The sequence below is a fragment of the Serratia liquefaciens ATCC 27592 genome (assembly GCF_000422085.1).
Lineage (GTDB): Bacteria > Pseudomonadota > Gammaproteobacteria > Enterobacterales > Enterobacteriaceae > Serratia > Serratia liquefaciens.
In genome coordinates this window covers 4105743-4128567 of sequence record NC_021741.1, presented here as the reverse complement: position 1 = coordinate 4128567, position 22825 = coordinate 4105743, and the positions used below count along the sequence as shown (strand labels likewise).

At 55.1% G+C, this 22825-nt stretch carries 18 protein-coding genes; 16 read left to right on the top strand and 2 right to left on the bottom strand.

The features are described from left to right. Positions 1-41 precede the first annotated feature (41 nt). Both glnD and map read right to left on the bottom strand, forming a co-directional pair. Complete coding sequence (glnD, locus tag M495_RS19375) at positions 42-2720, bottom strand: bifunctional uridylyltransferase/uridylyl-removing protein GlnD (protein WP_020828367.1); 2679 nt, start codon at positions 2718-2720, stop codon at positions 42-44. A 74-nt stretch (positions 2721-2794) separates the two neighbouring features. Next, a complete protein-coding gene (gene map, locus M495_RS19370; RefSeq protein WP_020828366.1) occupies positions 2795-3589 on the bottom strand; it encodes a type I methionyl aminopeptidase in 795 nt (264 codons plus the stop codon). A 361-nt stretch (positions 3590-3950) separates the two neighbouring features. On the opposite strand from map, the gene rpsB reads away from it, so the two are divergent. The 16 genes from rpsB to dnaE all read left to right on the top strand — a co-directional run bounded on the left by rpsB (position 3951) and on the right by dnaE (position 22817). Next, on the top strand, positions 3951-4676 hold the full coding sequence (rpsB, locus tag M495_RS19365) for a 30S ribosomal protein S2 (protein WP_020828365.1): 726 nt from the start codon (positions 3951-3953) through the stop codon (positions 4674-4676). A gap of 128 nt (positions 4677-4804) precedes the next feature. After that, positions 4805-5656 carry a translation elongation factor Ts gene (gene tsf / locus M495_RS19360; RefSeq protein ID WP_020828364.1) on the top strand — a complete coding sequence of 284 codons (852 nt, stop codon included), beginning with the start codon at positions 4805-4807 and terminating at the stop codon, positions 5654-5656. 272 nt (positions 5657-5928) lie between these two features. Next, on the top strand, positions 5929-6654 hold the full coding sequence (gene pyrH / locus M495_RS19355; protein ID WP_004952223.1) for a UMP kinase: 726 nt from the start codon (positions 5929-5931) through the stop codon (positions 6652-6654). Positions 6655-6777: 123 nt separating this feature from the next. Then, positions 6778-7335 carry a ribosome recycling factor gene (gene frr / locus M495_RS19350; RefSeq protein ID WP_020828363.1) on the top strand — a complete coding sequence of 186 codons (558 nt, stop codon included), beginning with the start codon at positions 6778-6780 and terminating at the stop codon, positions 7333-7335. A gap of 157 nt (positions 7336-7492) precedes the next feature. Then, positions 7493-8689, top strand: coding sequence for a 1-deoxy-D-xylulose-5-phosphate reductoisomerase (gene ispC, locus M495_RS19345; protein WP_020828362.1), 1197 nt, complete (start codon positions 7493-7495; stop codon positions 8687-8689). A 278-nt stretch (positions 8690-8967) separates the two neighbouring features. Further along, on the top strand, positions 8968-9726 hold the full coding sequence (gene ispU / locus M495_RS19340; protein WP_020828361.1) for a (2E,6E)-farnesyl-diphosphate-specific ditrans,polycis-undecaprenyl-diphosphate synthase: 759 nt from the start codon (positions 8968-8970) through the stop codon (positions 9724-9726). Positions 9727-9735: 9 nt separating this feature from the next. Next, complete coding sequence (gene cdsA / locus M495_RS19335; protein ID WP_020828360.1) at positions 9736-10584, top strand: phosphatidate cytidylyltransferase; 849 nt, start codon at positions 9736-9738, stop codon at positions 10582-10584. Between the two features lie 28 nt (positions 10585-10612). Beyond that, positions 10613-11968, top strand: a complete 1356-nt coding sequence (gene rseP, locus M495_RS19330; protein WP_020828359.1) for a sigma E protease regulator RseP — start codon at positions 10613-10615, stop codon at positions 11966-11968. A 35-nt stretch (positions 11969-12003) separates the two neighbouring features. Further along, positions 12004-14409 carry an outer membrane protein assembly factor BamA gene (gene bamA, locus M495_RS19325; protein WP_020828358.1) on the top strand — a complete coding sequence of 802 codons (2406 nt, stop codon included), beginning with the start codon at positions 12004-12006 and terminating at the stop codon, positions 14407-14409. A gap of 158 nt (positions 14410-14567) precedes the next feature. Then, entirely contained in the window at positions 14568-15065 is a 498-nt protein-coding gene (skp, locus tag M495_RS19320; protein WP_020828357.1) for a molecular chaperone Skp, read from the top strand. 4 nt (positions 15066-15069) lie between these two features. Continuing rightward, complete coding sequence (gene lpxD / locus M495_RS19315) at positions 15070-16092, top strand: UDP-3-O-(3-hydroxymyristoyl)glucosamine N-acyltransferase (RefSeq protein WP_020828356.1); 1023 nt, start codon at positions 15070-15072, stop codon at positions 16090-16092. A 160-nt stretch (positions 16093-16252) separates the two neighbouring features. After that, a complete protein-coding gene (fabZ, locus tag M495_RS19310; RefSeq protein ID WP_017893789.1) occupies positions 16253-16708 on the top strand; it encodes a 3-hydroxyacyl-ACP dehydratase FabZ in 456 nt (151 codons plus the stop codon). A 3-nt stretch (positions 16709-16711) separates the two neighbouring features. Beyond that, entirely contained in the window at positions 16712-17500 is a 789-nt protein-coding gene (gene lpxA, locus M495_RS19305; RefSeq protein ID WP_020828355.1) for an acyl-ACP--UDP-N-acetylglucosamine O-acyltransferase, read from the top strand. Between the two features lie 3 nt (positions 17501-17503). Further along, positions 17504-18652: a lipid-A-disaccharide synthase gene (lpxB, locus tag M495_RS19300; protein ID WP_020828354.1), complete on the top strand. Its 1149-nt coding sequence runs from the start codon at positions 17504-17506 to the stop codon at positions 18650-18652. Continuing rightward, positions 18649-19242 carry a ribonuclease HII gene (gene rnhB / locus M495_RS19295; RefSeq protein WP_020828353.1) on the top strand — a complete coding sequence of 198 codons (594 nt, stop codon included), beginning with the start codon at positions 18649-18651 and terminating at the stop codon, positions 19240-19242. The genes lpxB and rnhB overlap by 4 nt, the downstream gene beginning before the upstream one ends. Before the next feature lie 86 nt (positions 19243-19328). After that, positions 19329-22817 carry a DNA polymerase III subunit alpha gene (dnaE, locus tag M495_RS19290; RefSeq protein WP_020828352.1) on the top strand — a complete coding sequence of 1163 codons (3489 nt, stop codon included), beginning with the start codon at positions 19329-19331 and terminating at the stop codon, positions 22815-22817. The last annotated feature ends 8 nt before the right edge of the window (positions 22818-22825 follow it).

Below are 22825 nucleotides of genomic sequence, written 5' to 3'. Positions count from 1 at the left end.
TGTTCTCTGTCCTGATGTTGTCTACGAAAAGGTTACTTGTATCACAATTTATCGTTTGGGTTGAGGGCCTCTGTCAACCGTTGTTCCAACTTTCTGCGCGTTTCCGGGTTAAGGGCGCGTCGATCGCTGTCGGCCAGAATAAATAAATCCTCAACCCGCTCGCCGATGGTGGAGATGCGCGCGCCGTGCAGTGACAAACCGAGATCGGCGAACACTTCGCCTACCCGAGCCAGCAGGCCTGGCTGATCGAGCGCGGTCAGTTCCAGATAGCTGCGGCGGTCGGTATGGGTTGGCAGGAAGCTGACTTCGGTCGGCACGCTGAAATGACGCAGCTTGGAGGACGGCCTGCGCACGCGCGGCGGCTGATATTCCCGCTGGGTAATGGCCTGCACCAACGCGTGGCGGATCGCCGCATGGCGGTCCTGTGCCAGCGGGCTGCCATCCGGCTCCAGTACGATAAAGGTATCCATCGCCATGCCGTCGCGATTGGTGAAGATCTGTGCGTCGTGCACGCTCAGGTTGCGACGATCCATCTCGCCGGCCACGGCGGCAAACAGGTATGGGCGATCCGGACTCCAGATGAAAATTTCGGTGCCGCCGCGCGTCGCCTGCCGGCTGACCAGCACCAGCGGCTGGGTGGAGTCATGGGCCAGCAGATGGCGTGCGTGCCAGGCCAATTGGTTAGGCGAATGGCGCAGGAAGTAATCGGCACGACAGCGGCTCCAGATGCGGTGCAGCGCTTCTTCGTCGATATTGTCCATGCGCAGCAGCGCCAGCGCTTGCAGGCGGTGGTGACGCACGCGTTCGCGCAAATCCGGGCTGTTCTGCATGCCGCGGCGCAGCTGTTTTTCGGTGGCGAAATAGAGCTCACGCAACAGGCTCTGTTTCCAGCTGTTCCACAGGGTCTCGTTGGTGGCGCAGATGTCCGCTACGGTCAGGCAAACCAGATAACGCAGGCGGGTTTCACTCTGCACTTCGGCGCTAAACTGCTGAATCACCGTCGGATCCTGAATGTCGCGCCGTTGGGCGGTGACCGACATCAGTAAATGGCAGCGAACCAGCCAGGCCACCAGTTGAGACTCACGGGAATTCAAACCGTGCAGCTCGGCGAACTCCAACGCGTCCTGCGCGCCGAGGATCGAGTGGTCGCCGCCGCGGCCTTTGGCGATATCGTGGAACAGCGCCGCCAGCAGCAAAAGTTCCGGGTTCGGCAGGCGCGGATACAGCTCAACGCACAGCGGGTGACGTGGCCGCGTTTCGGCATCGGCAAAGCTTTCCAGTTTTTGCAGGACGCGAACGGTGTGTTCGTCGACGGTGTAGGCATGAAACAGGTCGAACTGCATTTGCCCGACAATTTTGCCCCACTGCGGCATATAGGCCCACAGTACGCTGTGGCGGTGCATCGGCACCAGCGCCCGCGAAACGGCACCTGGGTGACGCAGGATGGCCATAAACAGATCGCGTGCTTCCGGAATGGTGCACAGCGGCTGTTTCAGATGGCGGCGCGCATGACGCAACTGGCGGACGGTGGTGGAGTAAATGCCTTTGATTTCGCGGTTGCGCACCATCAGGTAGAACATCCGCATGATCGATTCCGGCTGACGAATAAACAGCGTTTCGTCACGCAGGTCGATCAGGTCGCCACGCAGTTGAAAATCTTCGTTCAACGGCCGGGGTTTTTCCGTGGCGTCCAGCGCCAGAATCGCCTCATCGAACAGTTGCAGCAGCATGTGGTTCAGTTCGCCGACGCGGCGCGTCATGCGATAAAAATCTTTCATCATGCGCTCGACCGGCTCGTTGCCTTCCCCCTCATAACGCAGCAACTGCGCCACGTTAAGCTGGCGATCGAACAGCAGTCGGTTATCGTAGCGGGGCAACACCAGATGCAGCGCGAAGCGAATGCGCCACAGGAAGCTTTGGCATTCGTTAAGCTCGTTGCGTTCGGCCTGGGTCAGAAAACCAAAGCCGACCATTTCGTCCAGCGAAGTTGCGCCGAAGTGACGGCGCGCTACCCACAGCAGGGTGTGAATGTCCCGGAGGCCACCGGGGCTGCTCTTGATGTCCGGCTCCAGATTGTAGCTGGTGCCGTGGTAGCGTTGGTGGCGCTCTTGCTGTTCGACCAACTTGGCGTGGAAAAATTGGGGGGAGGGCCAGAAGCCGTCGCTGAAAATGTGCTTTTGCATTTGCAGGAACAAGGCCACATCGCCGCAGATCATGCGTGATTCAATCAGGTTGGTGGCGACGGTCAGATCCGCCAGGCCCTCCAACAAGCACTCTTCCAGCGTACGTACGCTGTGGCCCACTTCCAGCTTAAGATCCCACAGCAGGGTGATAAATTCCCCCACGCGCTGGGATTGCTGTTCATTCAGCCGGCGCTGGCTCAGCACCAGCACGTCAATGTCCGAAAGCGGGTGCAATTCGCCACGGCCATAACCGCCGACCGCCACCAAAGCGGTTTCCGGAATATCTTCGAAACCGTAAAACACCCACAGGCGACGCAGCAGGCGATCGATAAAGTCGCTGCGGGCGGCGACCAGGCTTTCGGCGCTGGAGCCGGCATTAAACGCTTCTGCCAGCCACAGTTGGAACTGTTCGAGGCGCTGTTTCAGCGCGACGCAGTTGAGCTCCTCATCGCCATAGGCGTTGGGATATTCAGGCTGCTCCGGCACGGCCTGTCGTGGAATGACCGAGGTGTCTTGTTGGCGAAAGTTTTCAGACATAGTACGCAGCCCATAAAAAAGGCCGGCAAAAGCCGGCCTGTGACATCATGCATCGCGGCAATACGCCGCGGCGCTTACATCTCGTGCGTAATGATGTTGGGGATGGTGTCATCCTTGCGCAACGTCATTATCTCGCAGCCGTTATCTGTGACCACAATAGTATGCTCATACTGCGCCGACAAGCTGCGATCCTTAGTTTTTACCGTCCAGCCGTCTTTCATGGTGCGGATGCGGTAATCACCGGCATTGACCATTGGCTCGATGGTGAAGGCCATACCGGGTTGCAGTACCACACCGCCGTCGTCGGCATCATAGTGCAGCACCTGCGGTTCTTCGTGGAACACTTCGCCAATGCCGTGGCCACAGTATTCGCGCACCACGGAAAAGTTTTCGGCTTCGACGAATTTCTGGATCTCTTTGCCCAGCGTGCGCAGGCGGATGCCAGGCTTCACCATTTTCAGCGACAGATAAAGGCTTTCCTGCGTGATGCGGCACAGACGCTCGCCCAGAATGGTCGGTTTGCCGACGATGAACATCTTGGATGTGTCGCCGTGGAAACCCTCTTTGATCACGGTAACGTCGATATTCACGATGTCGCCGTCCTTCAGAACTTTGTCATCGCTCGGGATGCCGTGGCAGACCACTTCATTTACCGAGATGCACACGGATTTCGGGAAACCGTGGTAGCCCAGACAGGCGGAAATCGCCTGCTGCTTGTTGGTGATGTGGTCGTGACAGATACGATCGAGTTCGCCGGTGGTCACGCCAGGCTTGACGTGCGGCTCGATGATTTCCAGCACTTCGGCAGCCAGACGGCCGGCCACGCGCATTTTTTGGATGTCATCAGGTGTTTTAATTGAGATTGCCATGAAATTCGTCCGCAGGTGTCGTGCTCGCCGACAACAGAAAGAAATAATAAGAAGCAGTCTCTTATGGTATCAGTCCGGCCTGAGGCTGCCAAATTTGATTTCTCGACGATGACGACTGTGGCAACAAAAGTTGGTGTCCGGGGTGGGTTTATGGTATAAAGCGCGCCGGCAGATCCGCGTCTTGGTCCTTGCGATAAGGGCGGGAAAGGCCGAAAATACTTTAACTGCACTCACATTGTGTAAATAACACACACGTATCGGCACATCCGCCGGGGTGCCCTGAGGTGATTTATCACCGCCAGGGTCGGCGTTATGGGATACGTGGAGGCATAACCCCAACTCACTCTATAGAGGTTTAATCATGGCAACTGTTTCCATGCGCGACATGCTCCAGGCTGGTGTACACTTTGGTCACCAGACCCGTTACTGGAACCCGAAAATGAAGCCTTTCATCTTCGGCGCACGTAACAAGGTTCACATCATCAACCTGGAAAAAACTGTACCAATGGCCAACGCAGCACTGGCTGAACTGACCAAGATCTCTTCCCGTAAAGGTAAGATCCTGTTCGTTGGTACTAAGCGCGCAGCAAGCGAAGCGGTAAAAGAATATGCTAACACCTGCGATCAGTTCTTCGTGAACCATCGCTGGTTGGGCGGCATGCTGACTAACTGGAAAACCGTTCGTCAGTCAATCAAACGTTTGAAAGATCTGGAAATCCAGTCTCAAGATGGCACCTTCGACAAGCTGACCAAGAAAGAGGCGCTGATGCGTACTCGCGAACTGGCCAAGCTGGAAAACTCCCTGGGTGGTATCAAAGACATGGGTGGTCTGCCTGACGCTCTGTTCGTTATCGATGCCGATCACGAACACATCGCGATCAAAGAAGCCAACAACCTGGGTATCCCGGTATTCTCTATCGTTGATACCAACTCCGATCCAGACGGCGTTGACTTCATCATCCCTGGTAACGACGATGCAATCCGTGCAATCAAATTGTACCTGACTGCCGTTGCTGCCGCCGTCCGTGAAGGTCGTTCTCAAGATCTGGCCGTTCAAGCGGAAGAAAGCTTCGTAGAAGCTGAATAATAAGGCAAGCTCGTCACTGAGCCCTTATTAACCAGGTATTGAATATGTTGGTTAGGGGGGCCTTTATTGGCCCCCTTTGCTTATCTGAATGAGAACTGTCTCTACGTGAGATAACCGAGGAAAAAGAAATGGCTGATATTACCGCTGCTCTGGTAAAAGAACTGCGCGAGCGTACTGGCGCTGGCATGATGGATTGCAAAAAAGCTCTGGTCGAATCTAACGGCGACATCGAGCTGGCAATCGAAAACATGCGTAAATCTGGCGCGATCAAAGCGGCGAAAAAAGCAGGCAACGTAGCTGCTGACGGCGTGATCAAAACCAAGATCGAAGGCAACTACGGCGTGATCCTGGAAGTAAACTGCCAGACTGACTTCGTTGCTAAAGATGCCGGTTTCCAGGCATTCGCTGACAAAGTGCTGGACGCTGCTGTTGCAGGCAAAATCACTGACGTTGAAGTGTTGAAAGCACAGTTCGAAGAAGAACGTGTAGCGCTGGTTGCCAAAATCGGTGAAAACATCAACATCCGTCGCGTGGCTTCCCTGGAAGGCGAAGTGCTGGGCAGCTACCTGCACGGCGCACGTATCGGCGTTCTGATCGCGGCTAAAGGCGCTGACGAAGAGCTGGTTAAGCAAATCGCCATGCACGTTGCGGCGAGCAAGCCAGAATTCGTTAAGCCTGAAGATGTGTCTGCTGAAGTGGTAGAAAAAGAGTACCAGGTTCAGCTGGACATCGCCATGCAGTCTGGCAAGCCGAAAGAAATCGCTGAGAAAATGGTTGAAGGCCGCATGAAGAAATTCACCGGCGAAGTTTCTCTGACCGGTCAGCCTTTCGTTATCGAACCAAGCAAAACCGTTGGCCAGGTGCTGAAAGAGCACAACGCTGACGTCGTTAACTTCATCCGCTTCGAAGTGGGTGAAGGCATCGAAAAAGCGGCAAATGACTTCGCTGCTGAAGTTGCTGCAATGAGCAAGCAGTCTTAATGACTGTATACCCGATAGATTTCGCGGTGCGGCAAGGCGGCAACTGAGCGAACTCCCAGTCACCTGGTTCACCAGGTGACTGGGGTAAGTGAAGGCAGCCAACGCAGCGGCAACGTGAAAGATGAAGGGTATAATGGAGCCGCCGTCAGGCGGTTCCATTTTATCCAGCCAGAATTACACCGGTGACAGGCCCTGTGGCAATATACTCATCACAGGCGCACTTCATCGGCTGAAATCCCCAATACTAATACTGCTTCTTAGGACAGAACACCATGGCAACCAATGCAAAACCCGTATATCAGCGTATTCTGCTCAAACTGAGTGGCGAAGCCCTGCAAGGCGCAGAAGGTTTTGGTATCGACGCTAGCGTTTTGGATCGCATGGCTCAGGAAGTTAAAGAGCTGGTCGAACTGGGAATTCAGGTCGGTGTAGTTATTGGCGGCGGTAACCTGTTCCGCGGCGCGGGCCTGGCGCAGGCCGGCATGAACCGCGTAGTGGGCGACCACATGGGAATGCTGGCTACCGTGATGAACGGCCTGGCTATGCGTGATGCACTGCACCGTGCCTATGTGAACGCCCGCCTGATGTCAGCCATTCCGTTGAACGGCGTGTGCGACAACTACAGCTGGGCCGAGGCGATCAGCCTGCTGCGTAATAACCGCGTGGTGATCTTCTCCGCCGGTACCGGCAACCCGTTCTTCACCACCGATTCTGCTGCGTGTCTGCGCGGGATCGAGATCGAAGCGGACGTGGTATTGAAAGCGACTAAAGTGGATGGTGTATACTCCGCTGATCCGGTTAAAAATCCGGATGCAACGCTGTACGAACATATCACCTATCAAGATGTACTGGAGCGCGAGCTGAAAGTGATGGATCTGGCGGCGTTTACGCTGGCCCGCGATCACGGTCTGCCGATTCGCGTATTCAACATGAACAAGCCAGGTGCGTTGCGCCGGGTGGTGATGGGTGAGAACGAAGGCACGCTGATCAGCAAATAAGGCTGTTCTGCCCAATTTAGCGGGAGCGGGTAACGTGGTGCGTTATGCGCTCTCCTTGAGTAAAATTCACGGGCTATACTGTGGTATGGCCTGCCAAGTCTCCAGCTTCCAAGGGTTTGCAACGTGATTAATGAAATCAGAAAAGATGCTGATTCACGCATGGAAAAAAGCGTAGAAGCATTCAAAAACCAAATCAGCAAAATCCGTACCGGCCGTGCTTCTCCAAGCATCCTGGACGGCATCATGGTGGAATACTACGGTTCTGCAACGCCGCTGCGTCAGTTGGCTAACGTGACCGTAGAAGACTCCCGTACCCTGGCAATCAACCTGTTTGATCGCTCCCTGGGTTCAGCGGTAGAAAAGGCCATCATGGCGTCTGATCTGGGCCTGAACCCAAGCTCAGCCGGCAGCGTGATCCGTGTTCCGCTGCCTCCGTTGACCGAAGAGCGCCGTAAAGACCTGATCAAAGTGGTGCGCGGTGAAGCCGAGCAGGGCCGTGTTGCCGTACGTAACGTGCGCCGTGACGCCAACGACAAAGTGAAGGCGTTGCTGAAAGACAAAGAAATCAGCGAAGACGAAGATCGTCGTTCTCAGGACGACATTCAGAAAATGACCGACGCCTACATCAAGCTGCTCGATGCCGCGCTGGCGGACAAAGAAAAAGAGCTGATGGAATTCTAATCAGCATCGCGCAGAAAAAAAGCGTCGCCTGGGCGGCGCTTTGTTTTTTGTGGCGCAGATCCCGTTTCATCGTGCTGATTGATCATGGACAAGCGGTGGCGAAGGTTACACACTGGAGCACCTCCGATCTCATCAGACAGTTATTCAGAGTGAGCTCATGAAGCAACTGACTATTCTTGGCTCCACCGGCTCAGTGGGGACCAGTACCCTGGCCGTGGTCAGGGAAAATCCCGACCGTTTTGCGATTAAAGCGCTGGTTGCCGGCCACAACGTAGCCGTCATGGCACAGCAGTGTATGGAATTTCGCCCAACCTATGCCGCAATGGCAGACGAAGGCGCGGCACGTGAGTTACGTACCCTGCTGGCGGAAAATGGCGTTGCCACCGAGGTGATGGCGGGCGAGCAGGCCGCTTGTGATTTGGCGGCGTTGGACGACGTTGATCAGGTCACCGCCGCCATCGTCGGTGCTGCCGGTTTACTTCCGACACTGGCGGCGATTCGTGCTGGCAAGCAGGTATTACTGGCGAACAAAGAGTCGCTGGTGACCTGTGGGCGCCTGTTTATGGACGCAGTGCAAAAAAGTCAGACGCAGTTGCTGCCGCTGGACAGCGAGCATAACGCGATTTTTCAGAGTTTGCCTGAGAGCATTCAGCGTCAGTTGGGATACTCTTCATTAGACAGTCATGGTGTGTCGCGCATCGTGCTCACCGGTTCCGGCGGCCCGTTCCGCACCACGCCACTGGAACAGTTCGCCACGATGACGCCGGATCAGGCCTGTGCCCATCCCAATTGGTCGATGGGGCGCAAGATCTCGGTGGATTCCGCCACCATGATGAACAAAGGACTGGAATATATCGAGGCCCGCTGGCTGTTTAACGCCTCGGCCGAACAAATGGAAGTGATTCTGCATCCTCAGTCGGTGATCCATTCAATGGTGCGCTACACTGATGGCAGCGTGTTGGCCCAGTTGGGCACGCCGGATATGCGTACGCCGATCGCTCATGCAATGGCCTACCCGCAGCGGGTAAACTCCGGTGTGGAAGCGCTGGATTTTTGCCGTATCGGCTCGCTGACCTTTGCCGAACCTGAACGGGAACGCTATCCCTGCCTGTATCTGGCCATAGAGGCCTTTGACGCCGGGCAGGCGGCAACCACCGCACTGAACGCGGCCAATGAAGTTGCCGTGGCGGCTTTCCTGCAGGAGCAGATTCGCTTTACCGATATTGCGACGGTGAACCAAAAAGTAGTCGAACGGCTGTCACTGCAGGAACCGTCCTGCATTGATGCGGTCTTAGAAATAGATCGTCAGGCACGTGAGGTTGCGGTTGGGTTGGTTAAATCACTGCGTAACTGATAGCGGCATTTATCCTATTTTGTTCGTAAATTACGCGTGCCGCAGTGGGGTTGTTTGTTCAGGCCCGGCTGAGGTGATATAGTCTGCGCCACTTGTCAGCGGTTATACCGTTGAATTCTGGCCCGATTGATATCTCGAACGCCAATGGCGCAGCGGAAATTACCGGCTGTCGCAGGGCAGACTGAAAAGCCGTGTCGGGCACACGGCTTTTTTTGCGCGTAAGGGCCTGATGTTCCGGAAGGGCAGTTGTATTTCTATTGAGGAAATAAGTACGAGTTATGTCGTCCGCAAATCAACAAGAGGCTAATCCGTCCACTTTGGGGCCACGGCATGTTGCCATTATCATGGACGGTAACGGGCGCTGGGCTAAACGTCAGGGTAAGTTACGTGTCTTCGGTCATAAAGCAGGGGTGAAATCGGTTCGTCGCGCGGTCAGTTTTGCTGCCAACAACCATTTAGATGCGCTCACGCTTTATGCCTTCAGCAGCGAGAACTGGAACCGTCCGGTGCAGGAAGTCTCCGCCCTCATGGAGCTTTTCGTCCGAGCCTTGGACAGCGAAGTAAAAAGCCTGCATAAACATAACGTCAGACTGCGGGTGATCGGCGATATCAGCCGTTTCAGCGCGCGTTTGCAAGAGCGGATCCGTCGCTCTGAGCAACTGACTGAAAATAACGATGGCCTGACGCTCAACATTGCCGCCAACTACGGCGGCCGTTGGGATATTATTCAGGGAGTAAGGGAACTGGCTGAGCAGGTGAAGGACGGTTCGCTGCGTCCGGATCAAATTAGCGAAGAATTACTGGGTGAGCGGGTCTGCATGAGCGATCTGTCACCGGTGGATCTGGTGATCCGCACGGGCGGTGAACACCGCATCAGTAATTTCTTACTGTGGCAAATTGCTTATGCCGAACTTTACTTTACTGATGTACTCTGGCCTGATTTTGATGAACTTGTCTTTGAAGGTGCGCTGAATGCATTTGCACAACGCGAGCGTCGCTTCGGGGGAACAACACCTATCGGCGCCAATGCGTCCTAGGGGGAACTTTTGCTGAAGTATCGCCTCATAACGGCTCTGATTTTAATCCCGATTGTTATCGCGGCGTTGTTCTTGCTGCCGCCGGTGGGCTTTGCCCTGGTAACGCTGGTTGTGTGCATGCTGGCAGCCTGGGAGTGGGGCCAACTGGCCGGTTTTACCTCCCGCTCGCAGCGCATCTGGCTGGCGATATTGTGCGGCTTCCTGCTGGCGCTGATGATGCTCAGCATTCCGGCCTACCACCAGTCGGTTCACCTGCCTCAGGTAGGCGGGCCGCTGTGGCTGTCACTGGCCTGGTGGTTGGCGGCGCTGCTGCTGGTGCTGTTTTATCCGGGGTCTGCCGCGCTGTGGCGTAATTCGCGTCCAATACGTCTGATTTTTGGTTTGCTGACCATAGTGCCGTTCTTCTGGGGCATGCTGTCGCTGCGTCAGTTCGGCTATGAACAAAACCACTTCACCGGCTCCTGGTGGCTGCTGTATGTGATGCTGTTGGTTTGGGGCGCGGATTCCGGCGCTTACATGTTCGGCAAGCTGTTTGGCAAGCATAAGCTGGCGCCTAAAGTTTCTCCGGGGAAAACCTGGGAGGGACTCATCGGCGGTCTGATTACCTCGGCCCTGATATCCTGGTTGTTTGGCCGTTACGCCCCGTTGAATATCGTGCCGACCACCTTACTGATTTGTTCGGTGATTGCCGCACTGGCTTCCGTGCTGGGCGATCTTACCGAGAGCATGTTCAAACGCGAAGCGGGTATCAAAGACAGTGGTCATTTGATACCGGGTCATGGCGGTATACTGGATCGTATCGACAGCCTGACCGCAGCAGTGCCTGTATTTGCCTGCCTGATGCTGTTAGTGTTTTAATCCGTCAACGACGGGGAGTGAAGGGATTATGGGTAGCGTGCTCTGGAACTTAGTCGCATTTCTTATTGCACTCGGTGTTTTGATCACCGTGCACGAGTTCGGGCACTTTTGGGTAGCCCGTCGCTGCGGCGTCCGTGTAGAACGCTTTTCCATCGGCTTTGGCCGCGCCTTATGGCGCCGTACTGACCGTCAGGGGACGGAGTACGTGATTGCCCTGATCCCTCTGGGCGGTTACGTGAAGATGCTCGATGAGCGGGTTGATTCGGTTGCACCGGAATTCCGCCATCAGGCATTTAACAACAAAACCGTGTGGCAACGCGCCGCTATCGTCAGTGCCGGCCCTATCGCCAACTTCCTGTTTGCTATTCTTGCTTACTGGCTGGTATTTATTATCGGCGTTCCCAGCTTCCGTCCTGTGATTGGTGAAATATCTCCACAGTCGATTGCTGCCCACGCTGAAATTTCGCCTGGAATGGAACTTAAGTCCGTTGACGGTATCGAAACGCCTGATTGGGAATCAGTTCGTCTGGCGCTGGTGGCGAAGATCGGCGACGCACAAACCGAAGTGGGTATCGCGCCGTTTGGCTCTTCTCAGGTGGTGACTAAAACCCTGGATTTGCGCCAGTGGAATTTCGAGCCGGACAAACAGGATCCCGTGGTGGCGTTGGGTATTATTCCGCGTGGCCCACAGATAGAATCTGTCCTTGCCGAAGTGCAATCGGGGTCGGCGGCACAAAAGGCGGGTTTACAAGCGGGTGACAGGATCGTTAAAGTCGACGGTCAGCTATTGGGTCGTTGGCAAACGTTGGTTAAACGGATCCACAACGGCCCTGGGCAACCGCTGGTTTTAGAGATTGAAAGAAACGGCGCCCCCTTGTCTTTGACGCTGATACCGGATACAAAGCCGGTGGGAAAAGACAAATCGGTGGGTTTCGCCGGCATCATTCCGAAAGTGCTGCCGCTGCCGGACGAGTATAAAACGATTCGCCAGTATGGACCTTTCCCAGCGCTGTATCAGGCTGGGGACAAGACCTGGCAGCTAATGAGCCTCACGGTCAAAATGCTGGGTAAATTAATAACCGGTGATGTAAAGCTGAACAACCTGAGTGGCCCGATTTCGATTGCACAGGGAGCAGGGGCGTCAGCCGGGGTCGGGTTAGTGTATTATCTGATGTTCCTGGCGTTGATCAGTGTCAACCTGGGTATCATCAACCTGTTCCCATTACCGGTGTTAGATGGTGGGCATCTCCTCTTCCTGGCGATAGAAAAGCTGAAGGGTGGGCCGGTTTCCGAGCGAGTACAGGACTACAGTTACCGCATAGGTTCGATCGTGTTGGTGCTTTTAATGGGTCTTGCACTTTTCAATGATTTTTCTCGCCTTTAGGGGCGGGGATAGGTTAGGAAGAACGCATAACAACGATGGCGATGAAAAAGTTGCTCATAGCGTCGCTGCTGTTTGGCAGCGCCACCGTATACGGTGCAGACGGGTTCGTAGTGAAAGATATTCATTTCGAAGGCCTGCAGCGAGTCGCCGTCGGTGCGGCGTTACTCAACATGCCGGTTCGCGTAGGCGATACCGTCTCTGACGATGATATCAGTAATACCATCCGTGCCTTGTTTGCCACTGGCAACTTCGAGGACGTTCGCGTGCTGCGCGATGGTAATACGCTGATTGTTCAGGTTAAGGAACGCCCTACCATTGCCAGCATCACTTTCTCCGGCAACAAGTCGGTGAAGGATGACATGCTCAAGCAAAACCTGGAGGCCTCTGGCGTTCGGGTTGGCGAAGCGCTCGACCGCACCACGATATCCAGCATTGAAAAAGGGCTGGAAGACTTCTATTACAGCGTCGGTAAATACAGCGCCTCGGTGAAAGCCGTTGTCACGCCGTTGCCGCGTAACCGTGTCGACCTGAAACTGGTGTTCACGGAAGGGGTTTCCGCCAAGATTCAACAAATCAACATTGTCGGCAACCATGCCTTCACTAACGATGAGCTGATTTCACGCTTCCAACTGCGTGATGAAGTGCCGTGGTGGAACCTGGTTGGCGATCGCAAATACCAGAAACAAAAGCTGGCGGGTGACCTTGAAACCCTGCGCAGTTTCTATCTGGACCGCGGCTACGCGCGCTTTAATATCGATTCGACTCAGGTCAGCCTGACGCCGGACAAAAAAGGCATCTACATCACCATCAATATCACTGAAGGCGAGCAGTACAAGCTCACCGGCGTGATGGTGAACGGCAATCTGGCCGGTCACTCGGCGGAAGTCGCGCAACTGACCAAGATTGAACCGGGTGAGCTGTATAACGGCAGCAAAGTGACCAAAATGGAAGACAACATCAAAACGATGTTGGGCCGTTACGGTTATGCCTACCCGCGCGTTTCTACACAGCCTGAAATTAACGATGCGGATAAAACCGTGAAGCTGCACGTAAACATTGATGCGGGTAACCGTTTCTATGTGCGTCGCATCAAGTTCGAAGGCAACGACACCAGTAAAGACTCCGTACTGCGCCGTGAAATGCGTCAGATGGAAGGTGCGTGGCTGGGCAACGCTCAGGTCGAGCAGGGTAAAGAACGTCTGAACCGTTTGGGTTATTTTGAAACGGTAGATGTGGAAACCCAGCGCGTGCCTGGCACTGCGGATCAGGTAGATGTCACTTACAAAGTGAAAGAGCGTAACACCGGTACCTTCAACTTCGGCGTCGGCTACGGCACCGAGAGCGGCGTGAGCTTCCAGGCGGGGGTCCAGCAGGACAACTGGCTGGGTACTGGCTATTCCGTCGGTATCAGCGGCACCAAAAACGACTACCAGACTTACACCGAACTGTCGGTAACCAACCCGTACTTCACCGTTGACGGTGTGAGTTTGGGTGGGCGTATCTTCTACAACGACTTTAAAGCGGATGACGCGGACCTGTCCGACTATACCAACAAGAGTTACGGCATAGACGGTACCTTGGGCTTCCCGATCAACGAAAACAACTCGTTGCGTACCGGTTTGGGTTACGTACATAACGGCCTGTCTAACATGCAGCCGCAGGTTGCCATGTGGCGTTATCTGGACTCCATGGGTCTGGATCCGAACAAGACTGACCGTGCCAGCTACTCTGCGGATGACTTCACGCTGAACCTGGGTTGGACCTACAACAACCTGGACCGTGGTTATTTCCCAACGTCGGGTAACCGTACTACCCTGAATGGTAAAGTGACCATTCCAGGGTCGGATAACGAATACTACAAACTGACGCTGGACAGCGTGCAATACGTCCCAATCAACGACGATCGCACCTGGGTGCTGTTGGGTCGTGGTCGTCTGGGTTATGCAGATGGTCTGGGCGGCAAGGAAATGCCGTTCTACGAGAACTTCTACGCCGGCGGCTCCAGCACCGTGCGTGGTTTCGGTTCGAACACCATCGGTCCAAAAGCGGCGTACTACAATTCCAACTCGTATAGCTGCAGCAACGGCACGCCGATTTGTAATTCGGACGATGCGGTTGGTGGTAACGCCATGGCTGTCGCCAGTATGGAACTGATTACGCCGACGCCATTCATCAGCGAGAAATACGCTAACTCAGTGCGTACTTCCTTGTTTATGGACGCGGGTACCGTATGGGATACCAACTGGAAGAACTCTTCCGAAACCAGCATGTACGATATTCCGGACTACAGTAAAGCGAGCAATATCCGCGTTTCTGCCGGTATCGCTTTGCAATGGATGTCACCTCTGGGGCCATTGGTGTTCTCTTATGCCAACCCGATCAAGAAATACGAAGGCGACAAATCCGAACAGTTCCAATTTAACATTGGTAAGACCTGGTAACAGGTCGAGCTTCTGGGCATAAGCAGTTATTAAGAATCGCAAATGCCAGGCGCCTGTCAAAACACAGAGATGATTCTCATTGTTTTGCGGGATAAGTCTGGCAGATTGTGTACTTCAAGTGTCATATGGCACAAATGGGTGATGGTAAGGAGTTTATAGTGAAAAAGTGGTTGTGTGCCGCAGGCCTCGGTTTAGCAATGGCTGCTTCAGCTGGCGTTCAGGCAGCAGATAAGATCGCTGTAGTTAACGTCTCCAGCATTTTCCAACAGTTGCCGGCTCGTGAAACCGTAGCTAAACAGCTGGAAAACGAGTTCAAAGGCCGTGCGGGTGAGCTTCAGAACATGGAGCGTAGCCTTCAGACCAAAATGCAACGTCTGCAGCGTGATGGCGCTACCATGAAAGCCAGCGATCGCAGCAAGCTTGAAAAAGACGTGATGGCACAGCGCGAGCAGTTCTCTCAGAAAGCCCAGGCTTTTGAGCAGGACAACCGTCGCCGCCAGATGGAAGAGCGTAACAAAATTCTGAGCCGTATTCAGGACGCTGTGAAATCTGTTGCCAGCAAAGAAGGCTATGACGTAGTGATCGATGCTAACGCCGTTGCCTACGCAGGTTCTTCTAAAGACATTACTGCTGACGTGCTGAAACAGGTTAAATAACAACATGCCTTCTATTCGACTGGCTGATTTAGCGCAGCAGTTGGATGCACAATTGCACGGTGATGGCGATCTCGTCATCACCGGCATTGCTTCTATGCATTCGGCACAGGCTGGCCAAATCACGTTTTTGTCAAACAGCCGCTATCAAGAGCAGCTGGCTTCCTGCCAGGCAAGCGCAGTCGTGCTTACCGAGGCGGATTTACCACACTGCCGTTCTGCGGCGCTGGTGGTTAAAAACCCTTACCTGACCTACGCGCGCATGGCGCAACTGATGGACACCACTCCCTCTCCGGCCCAGGATATCGCCCCTAGCGCGGTTATTTCCCCTGAAGCCACCTTGGGGCAGAACGTGGCTATCGGAGCAAATGCGGTGATCGAGTCGGGCGCAGTCCTTGGCGATAACGTGGTTATCGGTCCGGGCTGTTTTATCGGCAAACGTGCACGCATTGGCGCAGGAACGCGTCTGTGGGCTAACGTAACGATTTATCATGAAGTCGAGATCGGTCAGCAATGTCTGATCCAATCGGGCACCGTGATTGGTGCTGATGGTTTCGGCTATGCCAACGAACGCGGCAACTGGATTAAAATTCCTCAGTTGGGCACGGTGATTATCGGCGATCGCGTCGAAATCGGCGCTTGCACCACCATTGACCGCGGCGCGTTGGATAACACCCAGATCGGGAATGGTGTTATCATCGACAACCAATGCCAGATTGCACATAACGTTGTGATTGGCGACAATACTGCCGTTGCCGGCGGTGTTATCATGGCGGGCAGCCTGAAAATCGGCCGCTACTGCCAGATCGGTGGAGCCAGCGTGATCAATGGTCACATGGAGATCGCCGACAAGGTTGTTGTCACCGGAATGGGAATGGTTATGCGACCAATCACCGAACCTGGGGTATACTCTTCGGGCATTCCGTTACAACCCAACAAAGTTTGGCGTAAAACCGCTGCGTTGGTGATGAATATCGATGAGATTAGCAAGCGCTTAAAAGCTGTCGAACGAAAAGTCGGAAAAGACTAATCACTACCGCCCGCCTGACTGGGTACAAAACGAAACGCGTTGGTCATGAGACCAAAAGCGCAAAGAGTTGTTAATTTGCGGCCTGCATGATGATCTCCTTTTGGGGTCAGCGCAGGCCGTGTTGTTGATGCCATCAGTTTTTAGAGACAGGAAGAGTATTTTGACTACTGACACTCATACTCTGGATATTGCAGAAATTTTAGAGTTGCTTCCTCACCGTTACCCGTTCTTGCTGGTTGATCGCGTCCTCGAGTTTGAGGAGCACAAATTCCTGCGTGCGGTGAAGAACGTATCTGTAAATGAGCCGTTTTTCCAGGGACACTTCCCTGGTAAGCCGATTTTTCCAGGCGTATTGATTCTGGAAGCCATGGCGCAGGCCACAGGTATTCTGGCGTTTAAAAGCGTCGGCAAACTGGAACCGGGCGAGCTGTATTACTTCGCCGGTATCGATGAAGCCCGCTTCAAACGCCCGGTCGTGCCTGGTGATCAGATGATCATGGAAGTCACCTTTGAGAAAACACGTCGTGGTCTGACGCGCTTTAAAGGCGTGGCAACCGTCGACGGCAAAATTGTCTGCGAAGCAACCATGATGTGTGCGCGCAGCCGGGAGGCTTAATCCGTGATCGACAAAACCGCCTTTATCCATCCTAGCGCGATTATTGAAGAAGGTGCCGTTATCGGCGCTGGTGCGCACATCGGTCCCTTCTGTTACGTCGGCTCCCAGGTGGAAATCGGCGAAGGCACGGTACTGAAGTCCCACATTGTGGTGAATGGCCTGACCAAAATCGGTCGCGACAACCAGATCTATCAATTTGCCTCTATTGGTGAAGTGAATCAGGATCTGAAATACGCGGGCGAACCTACGCGTGTCGAGATTGGCGATCGCAATCGCATTCGCGAAAGCGTGACCATTCATCGCGGCACAGCGCAGGGCACAGGGTTGACCAAGGTAGGTAATGACAACCTGCTGATGGTTAACGTGCACGTTGCGCACGACTGTGTGGTGGGTAATTCCTGTATCTTGGCGAACAATGCTACGCTTGCCGGGCATGTGGAAATTGACGACCATGCCATTATTGGCGGCATGACGGCTATCCACCAGTTCTGCATCATCGGCACCCACGTGATGGTGGGCGGTTGTTCCGGTGTTGCCCAAGACGTGCCTCCTTTTGTCATCGCGCAGGGTAACCACGCCACGCCATTCGGCGTTAACGCCGTGGGCCTGAAGCGTCGTGGTTTCGATAAAGATCAAATGCAGGCAATCCGTAACGCCTACAAGATCCTTTATCGCAGCGAGAAAACGCTGGATGAAGCGAAAACAGAAATCGAAACCCTGGCAAAAGAGCAGCCGGTGGTACAGCAGTTCCTGGATTTCTTTGGCCGCTCAACCCGCGGTATCATTCGCTGACCTATGCAAAATCGCCCATTGACTATCGGATTGGTCGCCGGAGAAACCTCCGGTGATATTCTTGGCGCCGGTTTGATCCGTGCGCTTAAGGCGCAAGTCCCCGACGTGCGTTTTGTTGGCGTCGCCGGCCCGCTGATGCAGGCTGAAGGCTGTGAAACCTGGTACGAAATGGAAGAGCTGGCGGTAATGGGCGTGGTGGAGGTGCTTGAGCGCCTGCCACGCCTGTTAAAGATCCGTAAGGATCTTACCCGCCGGTTCAGCGATCTGAAGCCGGACGTGTTTGTGGGTATCGACGCGCCGGACTTCAATATCACCCTGGAAGGCCGTCTGAAACAACACGGCATTCGCACTATTCACTATGTCAGCCCGTCCGTCTGGGCCTGGCGTCAAAAGCGCGTTTTCAAAATTGGCAAAGCCACCGATCTGGTGCTGGCGTTTCTCCCTTTCGAAAAAGCGTTTTACGATCGTTTTAACGTTCCCTGCCGGTTTATCGGCCACACCATGGCTGATGCCATGCCGCTGCAGGCGGACAAATTGGCTGCGCGCGCTACGCTTGGCATCGCACCCGATGCGCGTTGTCTGGCCCTGTTGCCGGGCAGCCGAAGCGCAGAAGTTGAGATGCTGAGCGCCGACTTTCTGAAAACGGCGCAGTTGCTGCGTACCCGTTATCCCGACCTTGAGCTGGTGGTGCCGCTGGTTAACGCCAAACGACGCGAACAGTTCGAGCGGATCAAAGCTGAAGTGGCGCCAGAGCTACGTGTCCATCTGCTGAACGGCCAAGGGCGTGAGGCGATGGTTGCCAGCGACGCGGCATTACTGGCTTCAGGTACCGCCGCACTGGAGTGCATGCTGGCCAAATGTCCGATGGTGGTGGGTTACCGTATGAAACCTTTTACCTTCTGGCTGGCGCAGCGGCTAGTGAAGACGCCATATGTTTCGCTGCCTAATCTGTTGGCAGGCCGTGAAATCGTCACCGAACTGCTGCAGCATGACTGCGTTCCGGACAAGCTGGCGGCGGCGGTAATGCCGCTGCTGGAAGACGGCCCGCAAACTGACGAACTGAAACAGACTTTCCTGACCTTGCACCAAAGCATCCGTTGCGGTGCCGATGAACAGGCCGCTCAGGCTGTGTTGGAGCTGGCAAAAGCATGATTGAACCCTTCATCTATCCTGTCGCCACGCTAATTGCAGGCGTGGACGAAGTGGGCCGTGGCCCTTTGGTTGGCGCAGTAGTTACCGCTGCGGTGATCCTCGATCCCGCTCGGCCGATCGTTGGCCTGGCGGACTCGAAGAAGCTCAGTGAGAAGCGCCGCCTGGCGCTGTATGACGAGATCGTCGAGAAAGCGCTGTCCTGGAGCCTGGGCCGCGCTGAGCCAGAAGAAATCGACCAACTGAACATTCTGCATGCCACTATGCTGGCGATGCAGCGTGCTGTGGCCGGTTTGCATATCGCGCCGGACATGGTATTGATCGACGGTAATCGCTGCCCGAAATTGCCGATGCGTTCGCAGGCGGTCGTGAAGGGAGACAGTCGCGTGGCGGAAATCAGCGCGGCATCCATTCTGGCTAAGGTAACGCGTGACCGCGAAATGGCCGAGTTGGATCTTGTGTTCCCCGATTACGGTTTTGCGCAGCATAAGGGCTACCCGACCGCCTTCCATCTGGAGCGGCTGGCCGCTCTGGGTGCGACCGAGCATCACCGCCGCAGTTTTGCCCCGGTAAGAAGGGCGCTGGGGCTGTAATCTGCAGGCCTGGTTATCCGGGCCAGACAAGCGATAGCGTTAACCCGGGTTCAGTCCGCTGAGCCCCTAGATTCAGGTATCTGGATATGGCCGAACCTCGTTTTATTCACCTGCGCGTTCATAGCGACTACTCCATGATAGATGGATTGGCCAAGATTGGGCCGTTGGTGAAGAGAGCCGCCGCGTTAGCCATGCCTGCTTTGGCAATTACCGACTTTACCAACCTGTGTGGTCTGGTGAAGTTTTATGGCAGCGCGCACGGCGCCGGGATCAAACCGATCATCGGCGCGGATTTTCATGTGCAAAGCGAAGTGCTGGGCGATGAGCTGGCGCAGCTCACCGTGCTGGCCGCCAATAATGAAGGTTACCAAAACCTGACGTTGCTGATTTCCCGCGCTTATCAGCGTGGTTACGGTGCCGCCGGTCCGACTATTGATCGGGACTGGTTGATTGAGCACCGTGAAGGGCTGATTTTGCTCTCTGGCGCGCGCCAGGGGGACGTCGGCAAGTTTCTGCTGCGCGGCAACCAGCCGCAGGTGGAGCAGTGCCTGGAGTTCTATCAGCAATACTTCCCTGACAGCTATTACCTCGAACTGATCCGTACCGGTCGGCCGGACGAAGAAAACTATCTGCACGCCGCAGTGGCGCTGGCCACTGAACGCGGATTGCCGGTGGTGGCCACTAACGACGTGCGCTTTCTGGTCGAGGATGACTTTGACGCCCACGAAATCCGCGTCGCCATTCATGACGGCTTCACGCTGGACGATCCCAAGCGCCCACGTAACTATACGGCGCAGCAATACATGCGTAACGAAGACGAGATGTGCGAGCTGTTTGCCGACATCCCGGAAGCGTTGCTCAACAGCGTAGAGATCGCCAAGCGTTGTAACGTGACTATTCGCCTCGGCGAGTACTTCCTGCCGCAGTTCCCGACCGGTGATATGAGCACCGAGGACTTCCTGATCCTCAAGTCGAAGGAAGGGCTGGAAGATCGCCTGGAGTTCCTGTTCCCAGACCCAGAGGTGCGCGCTCAACGCCGCCCTGAATACGATGAACGTCTGGATATTGAACTGAACGTGATCAACCAGATGGGTTTCCCGGGTTACTTCCTGATCGTGATGGAGTTCATCCAGTGGTCGAAGGATAACAACGTGCCGGTTGGCCCGGGGCGTGGTTCCGGTGCCGGTTCTTTAGTAGCCTATGCACTGAAAATCACCGATCTTGACCCGTTGGAATTTGACCTGCTGTTTGAACGCTTCCTTAACCCGGAACGTGTTTCGATGCCCGACTTCGACGTCGATTTCTGCATGGAAAAACGCGATCTGGTGATTGAGCACGTGGCGGATATGTACGGCCGTGAGGCGGTATCGCAAATCATCACCTTCGGTACCATGGCGGCGAAAGCGGTTATTCGCGACGTGGGTCGCGTGCTGGGCCACCCCTATGGCTTCGTCGACCGCATCTCCAAACTGGTGCCGCCCGATCCGGGCATGACGCTGGAAAAAGCCTTTGCCGCCGAACCCCAACTGCCGGAAATTTACGAGGCCGATGAGGAAGTCAAAGCGCTGATCGACATGGCGCGCAAGCTGGAAGGGGTCACACGTAACGCCGGTAAGCACGCCGGGGGCGTGGTGATCGCGCCGACCAAAATCACCGACTTCGCGCCGTTGTATTGTGACGCTGAGGGGCAGCATCCTGTTACCCAGTTCGACAAGAACGACGTGGAATACGCCGGGCTGGTGAAGTTCGACTTCCTCGGCTTGCGTACCCTGACCATCATCGACTGGGCGTTGGAAATGATTAACGCCCGGCGCGCCAAAACCGGGCTGGAGCCGATTGATATCGCCGCCATCCCGCTCGAAGACAAAAAAAGCTTCGACATGCTGCAGCGTTCGGAGACCACCGCGGTCTTCCAGCTTGAATCGCGCGGCATGAAGGATTTGATCAAACGTCTGAAGCCCGACTGTTTCGAAGACATGATCGCACTGGTGGCGCTGTTCCGCCCTGGTCCTCTGCAGTCAGGCATGGTAGACAACTTTATCGACCGTAAGCACGGCCGCGAAGAAATTTCCTACCCGGATATCCAGTGGCAGCATGAGTCGCTCAAGCCGGTGCTGGAGCCGACCTACGGCATTATCCTGTATCAAGAACAGGTTATGCAGATTGCCCAGGTACTGGCCGGGTATTCGCTGGGCGGCGCGGACATGCTGCGCCGTGCGATGGGTAAAAAGAACCCGGTTGAAATGGCCAAGCAGCGTGGCGGTTTCGAGGATGGGGCAAAAGCACGCGGCATCGACGGCGAACTGTCGGTAAAAATCTTCGATCTGGTGGAGAAATTCGCCGGTTATGGCTTCAACAAGTCCCACTCCGCCGCCTATGCGTTGGTGTCCTACCAGACGCTGTGGCTGAAGGCACACTACCCGGCCGAGTTTATGGCGGCGGTAATGACCGCCGATATGGACAACACCGATAAGGTGGTGGGGCTGGTGGATGAGTGCTGGCGTATGGGGCTGAAAATCCTGCCGCCGGACATCAACAGCGGCCAGTACCATTTCCACGTTAACGATGAAGGCGAGATCGTTTACGGTATCGGCGCCATCAAAGGCGTCGGGGAAGGGCCGATTGAAGCCATTCTGGAGGCGCGTAACAGCGGTGAACAGGGCTACTTTAAAGACCTGTTCGATCTGTGCGCGCGCTCTGACATCAAAAAAATTAACCGCCGCATTCTGGAAAAGCTGATCATGTCCGGGGCGTTCGACCGCCTTGGGCCACACCGCGCCGCATTGATGAACTCTTTGCCCGATGCGTTAAAAGCGGCAGATCAGCATGCCAAAGCCGAAGCGATCGGCCAGGTGGACATGTTTGGCGTACTGGCGGAAGCGCCGGAGCAAGTGGAGCAATCCTACGCCAACGTGCCCCGCTGGCAGGAGCAGGTGGTGCTGGACGGTGAACGGGAAACGTTGGGGTTGTACCTCACCGGCCACCCAATCACCCAGTACCTGAAGGAGATCGAACGCTACGCCGGTGGCCAGCGTTTGAAAGATATGCACCCGACGGATCGGGGCAAAATGACCACCGCCGTTGGGCTGGTGATCGCCTCGCGGGTTATGGTCACCAAGCGCGGTAACCGCATCGGGATCTGTACTCTGGATGACCGCTCTGGCCGTCTGGAGGTGATGTTATTCACCGATGCGTTAGAAAAATACCAGCATTTATTGGAAAAAGACCGTATCCTGATCGCCAGTGGACAGGTCAGCTTTGATGACTTTAGCGGCGGGCTTAAAATGACCGCCCGCGAGCTAATGGATATCAGTGAAGCCCGTGAAAAATACGCTCGCGGACTTGCTATCTCGCTGACGGACAGGCAAATTGATGACCAGCTTTTGAACCGTCTCCGTCAGTCTTTGGAACCCCATCGCTCGGGGACGATTCCAGTGCATCTTTACTATCAACGGGAAGATGCGCGGGCCAAGCTGCGTTTTGGCGCAACCTGGCGCGTGACGCCCACCGACCGCTTATTGATAGATTTGCGGACTTTGGTAGGTAATGAGCAGGTGGAACTGGAATTTGACTAAAATAGGAA

Excerpts from the sequence above, each read along its gene's own strand:
- glnD (WP_020828367.1), bottom strand. The coding sequence starts at position 2,720 with ATGTCTGAAAACTTTCGCCAACAAGACACCTCGGTCATTCCACGACAG.
- map (WP_020828366.1), bottom strand. The coding sequence starts at position 3,589 with ATGGCAATCTCAATTAAAACACCTGATGACATCCAAAAAATGCGCGTG.
- rpsB (WP_020828365.1), top strand. The coding sequence starts at position 3,951 with ATGGCAACTGTTTCCATGCGCGACATGCTCCAGGCTGGTGTACACTTT.
- tsf (WP_020828364.1), top strand. The coding sequence starts at position 4,805 with ATGGCTGATATTACCGCTGCTCTGGTAAAAGAACTGCGCGAGCGTACT.
- pyrH (WP_004952223.1), top strand. The coding sequence starts at position 5,929 with ATGGCAACCAATGCAAAACCCGTATATCAGCGTATTCTGCTCAAACTG.
- ispC (WP_020828362.1), top strand. The coding sequence starts at position 7,493 with ATGAAGCAACTGACTATTCTTGGCTCCACCGGCTCAGTGGGGACCAGT.
- ispU (WP_020828361.1), top strand. The coding sequence starts at position 8,968 with ATGTCGTCCGCAAATCAACAAGAGGCTAATCCGTCCACTTTGGGGCCA.
- rseP (WP_020828359.1), top strand. The coding sequence starts at position 10,613 with ATGGGTAGCGTGCTCTGGAACTTAGTCGCATTTCTTATTGCACTCGGT.
- bamA (WP_020828358.1), top strand. The coding sequence starts at position 12,004 with ATGGCGATGAAAAAGTTGCTCATAGCGTCGCTGCTGTTTGGCAGCGCC.
- lpxD (WP_020828356.1), top strand. The coding sequence starts at position 15,070 with ATGCCTTCTATTCGACTGGCTGATTTAGCGCAGCAGTTGGATGCACAA.
- lpxB (WP_020828354.1), top strand. The coding sequence starts at position 17,504 with ATGCAAAATCGCCCATTGACTATCGGATTGGTCGCCGGAGAAACCTCC.
- rnhB (WP_020828353.1), top strand. The coding sequence starts at position 18,649 with ATGATTGAACCCTTCATCTATCCTGTCGCCACGCTAATTGCAGGCGTG.
- dnaE (WP_020828352.1), top strand. The coding sequence starts at position 19,329 with ATGGCCGAACCTCGTTTTATTCACCTGCGCGTTCATAGCGACTACTCC.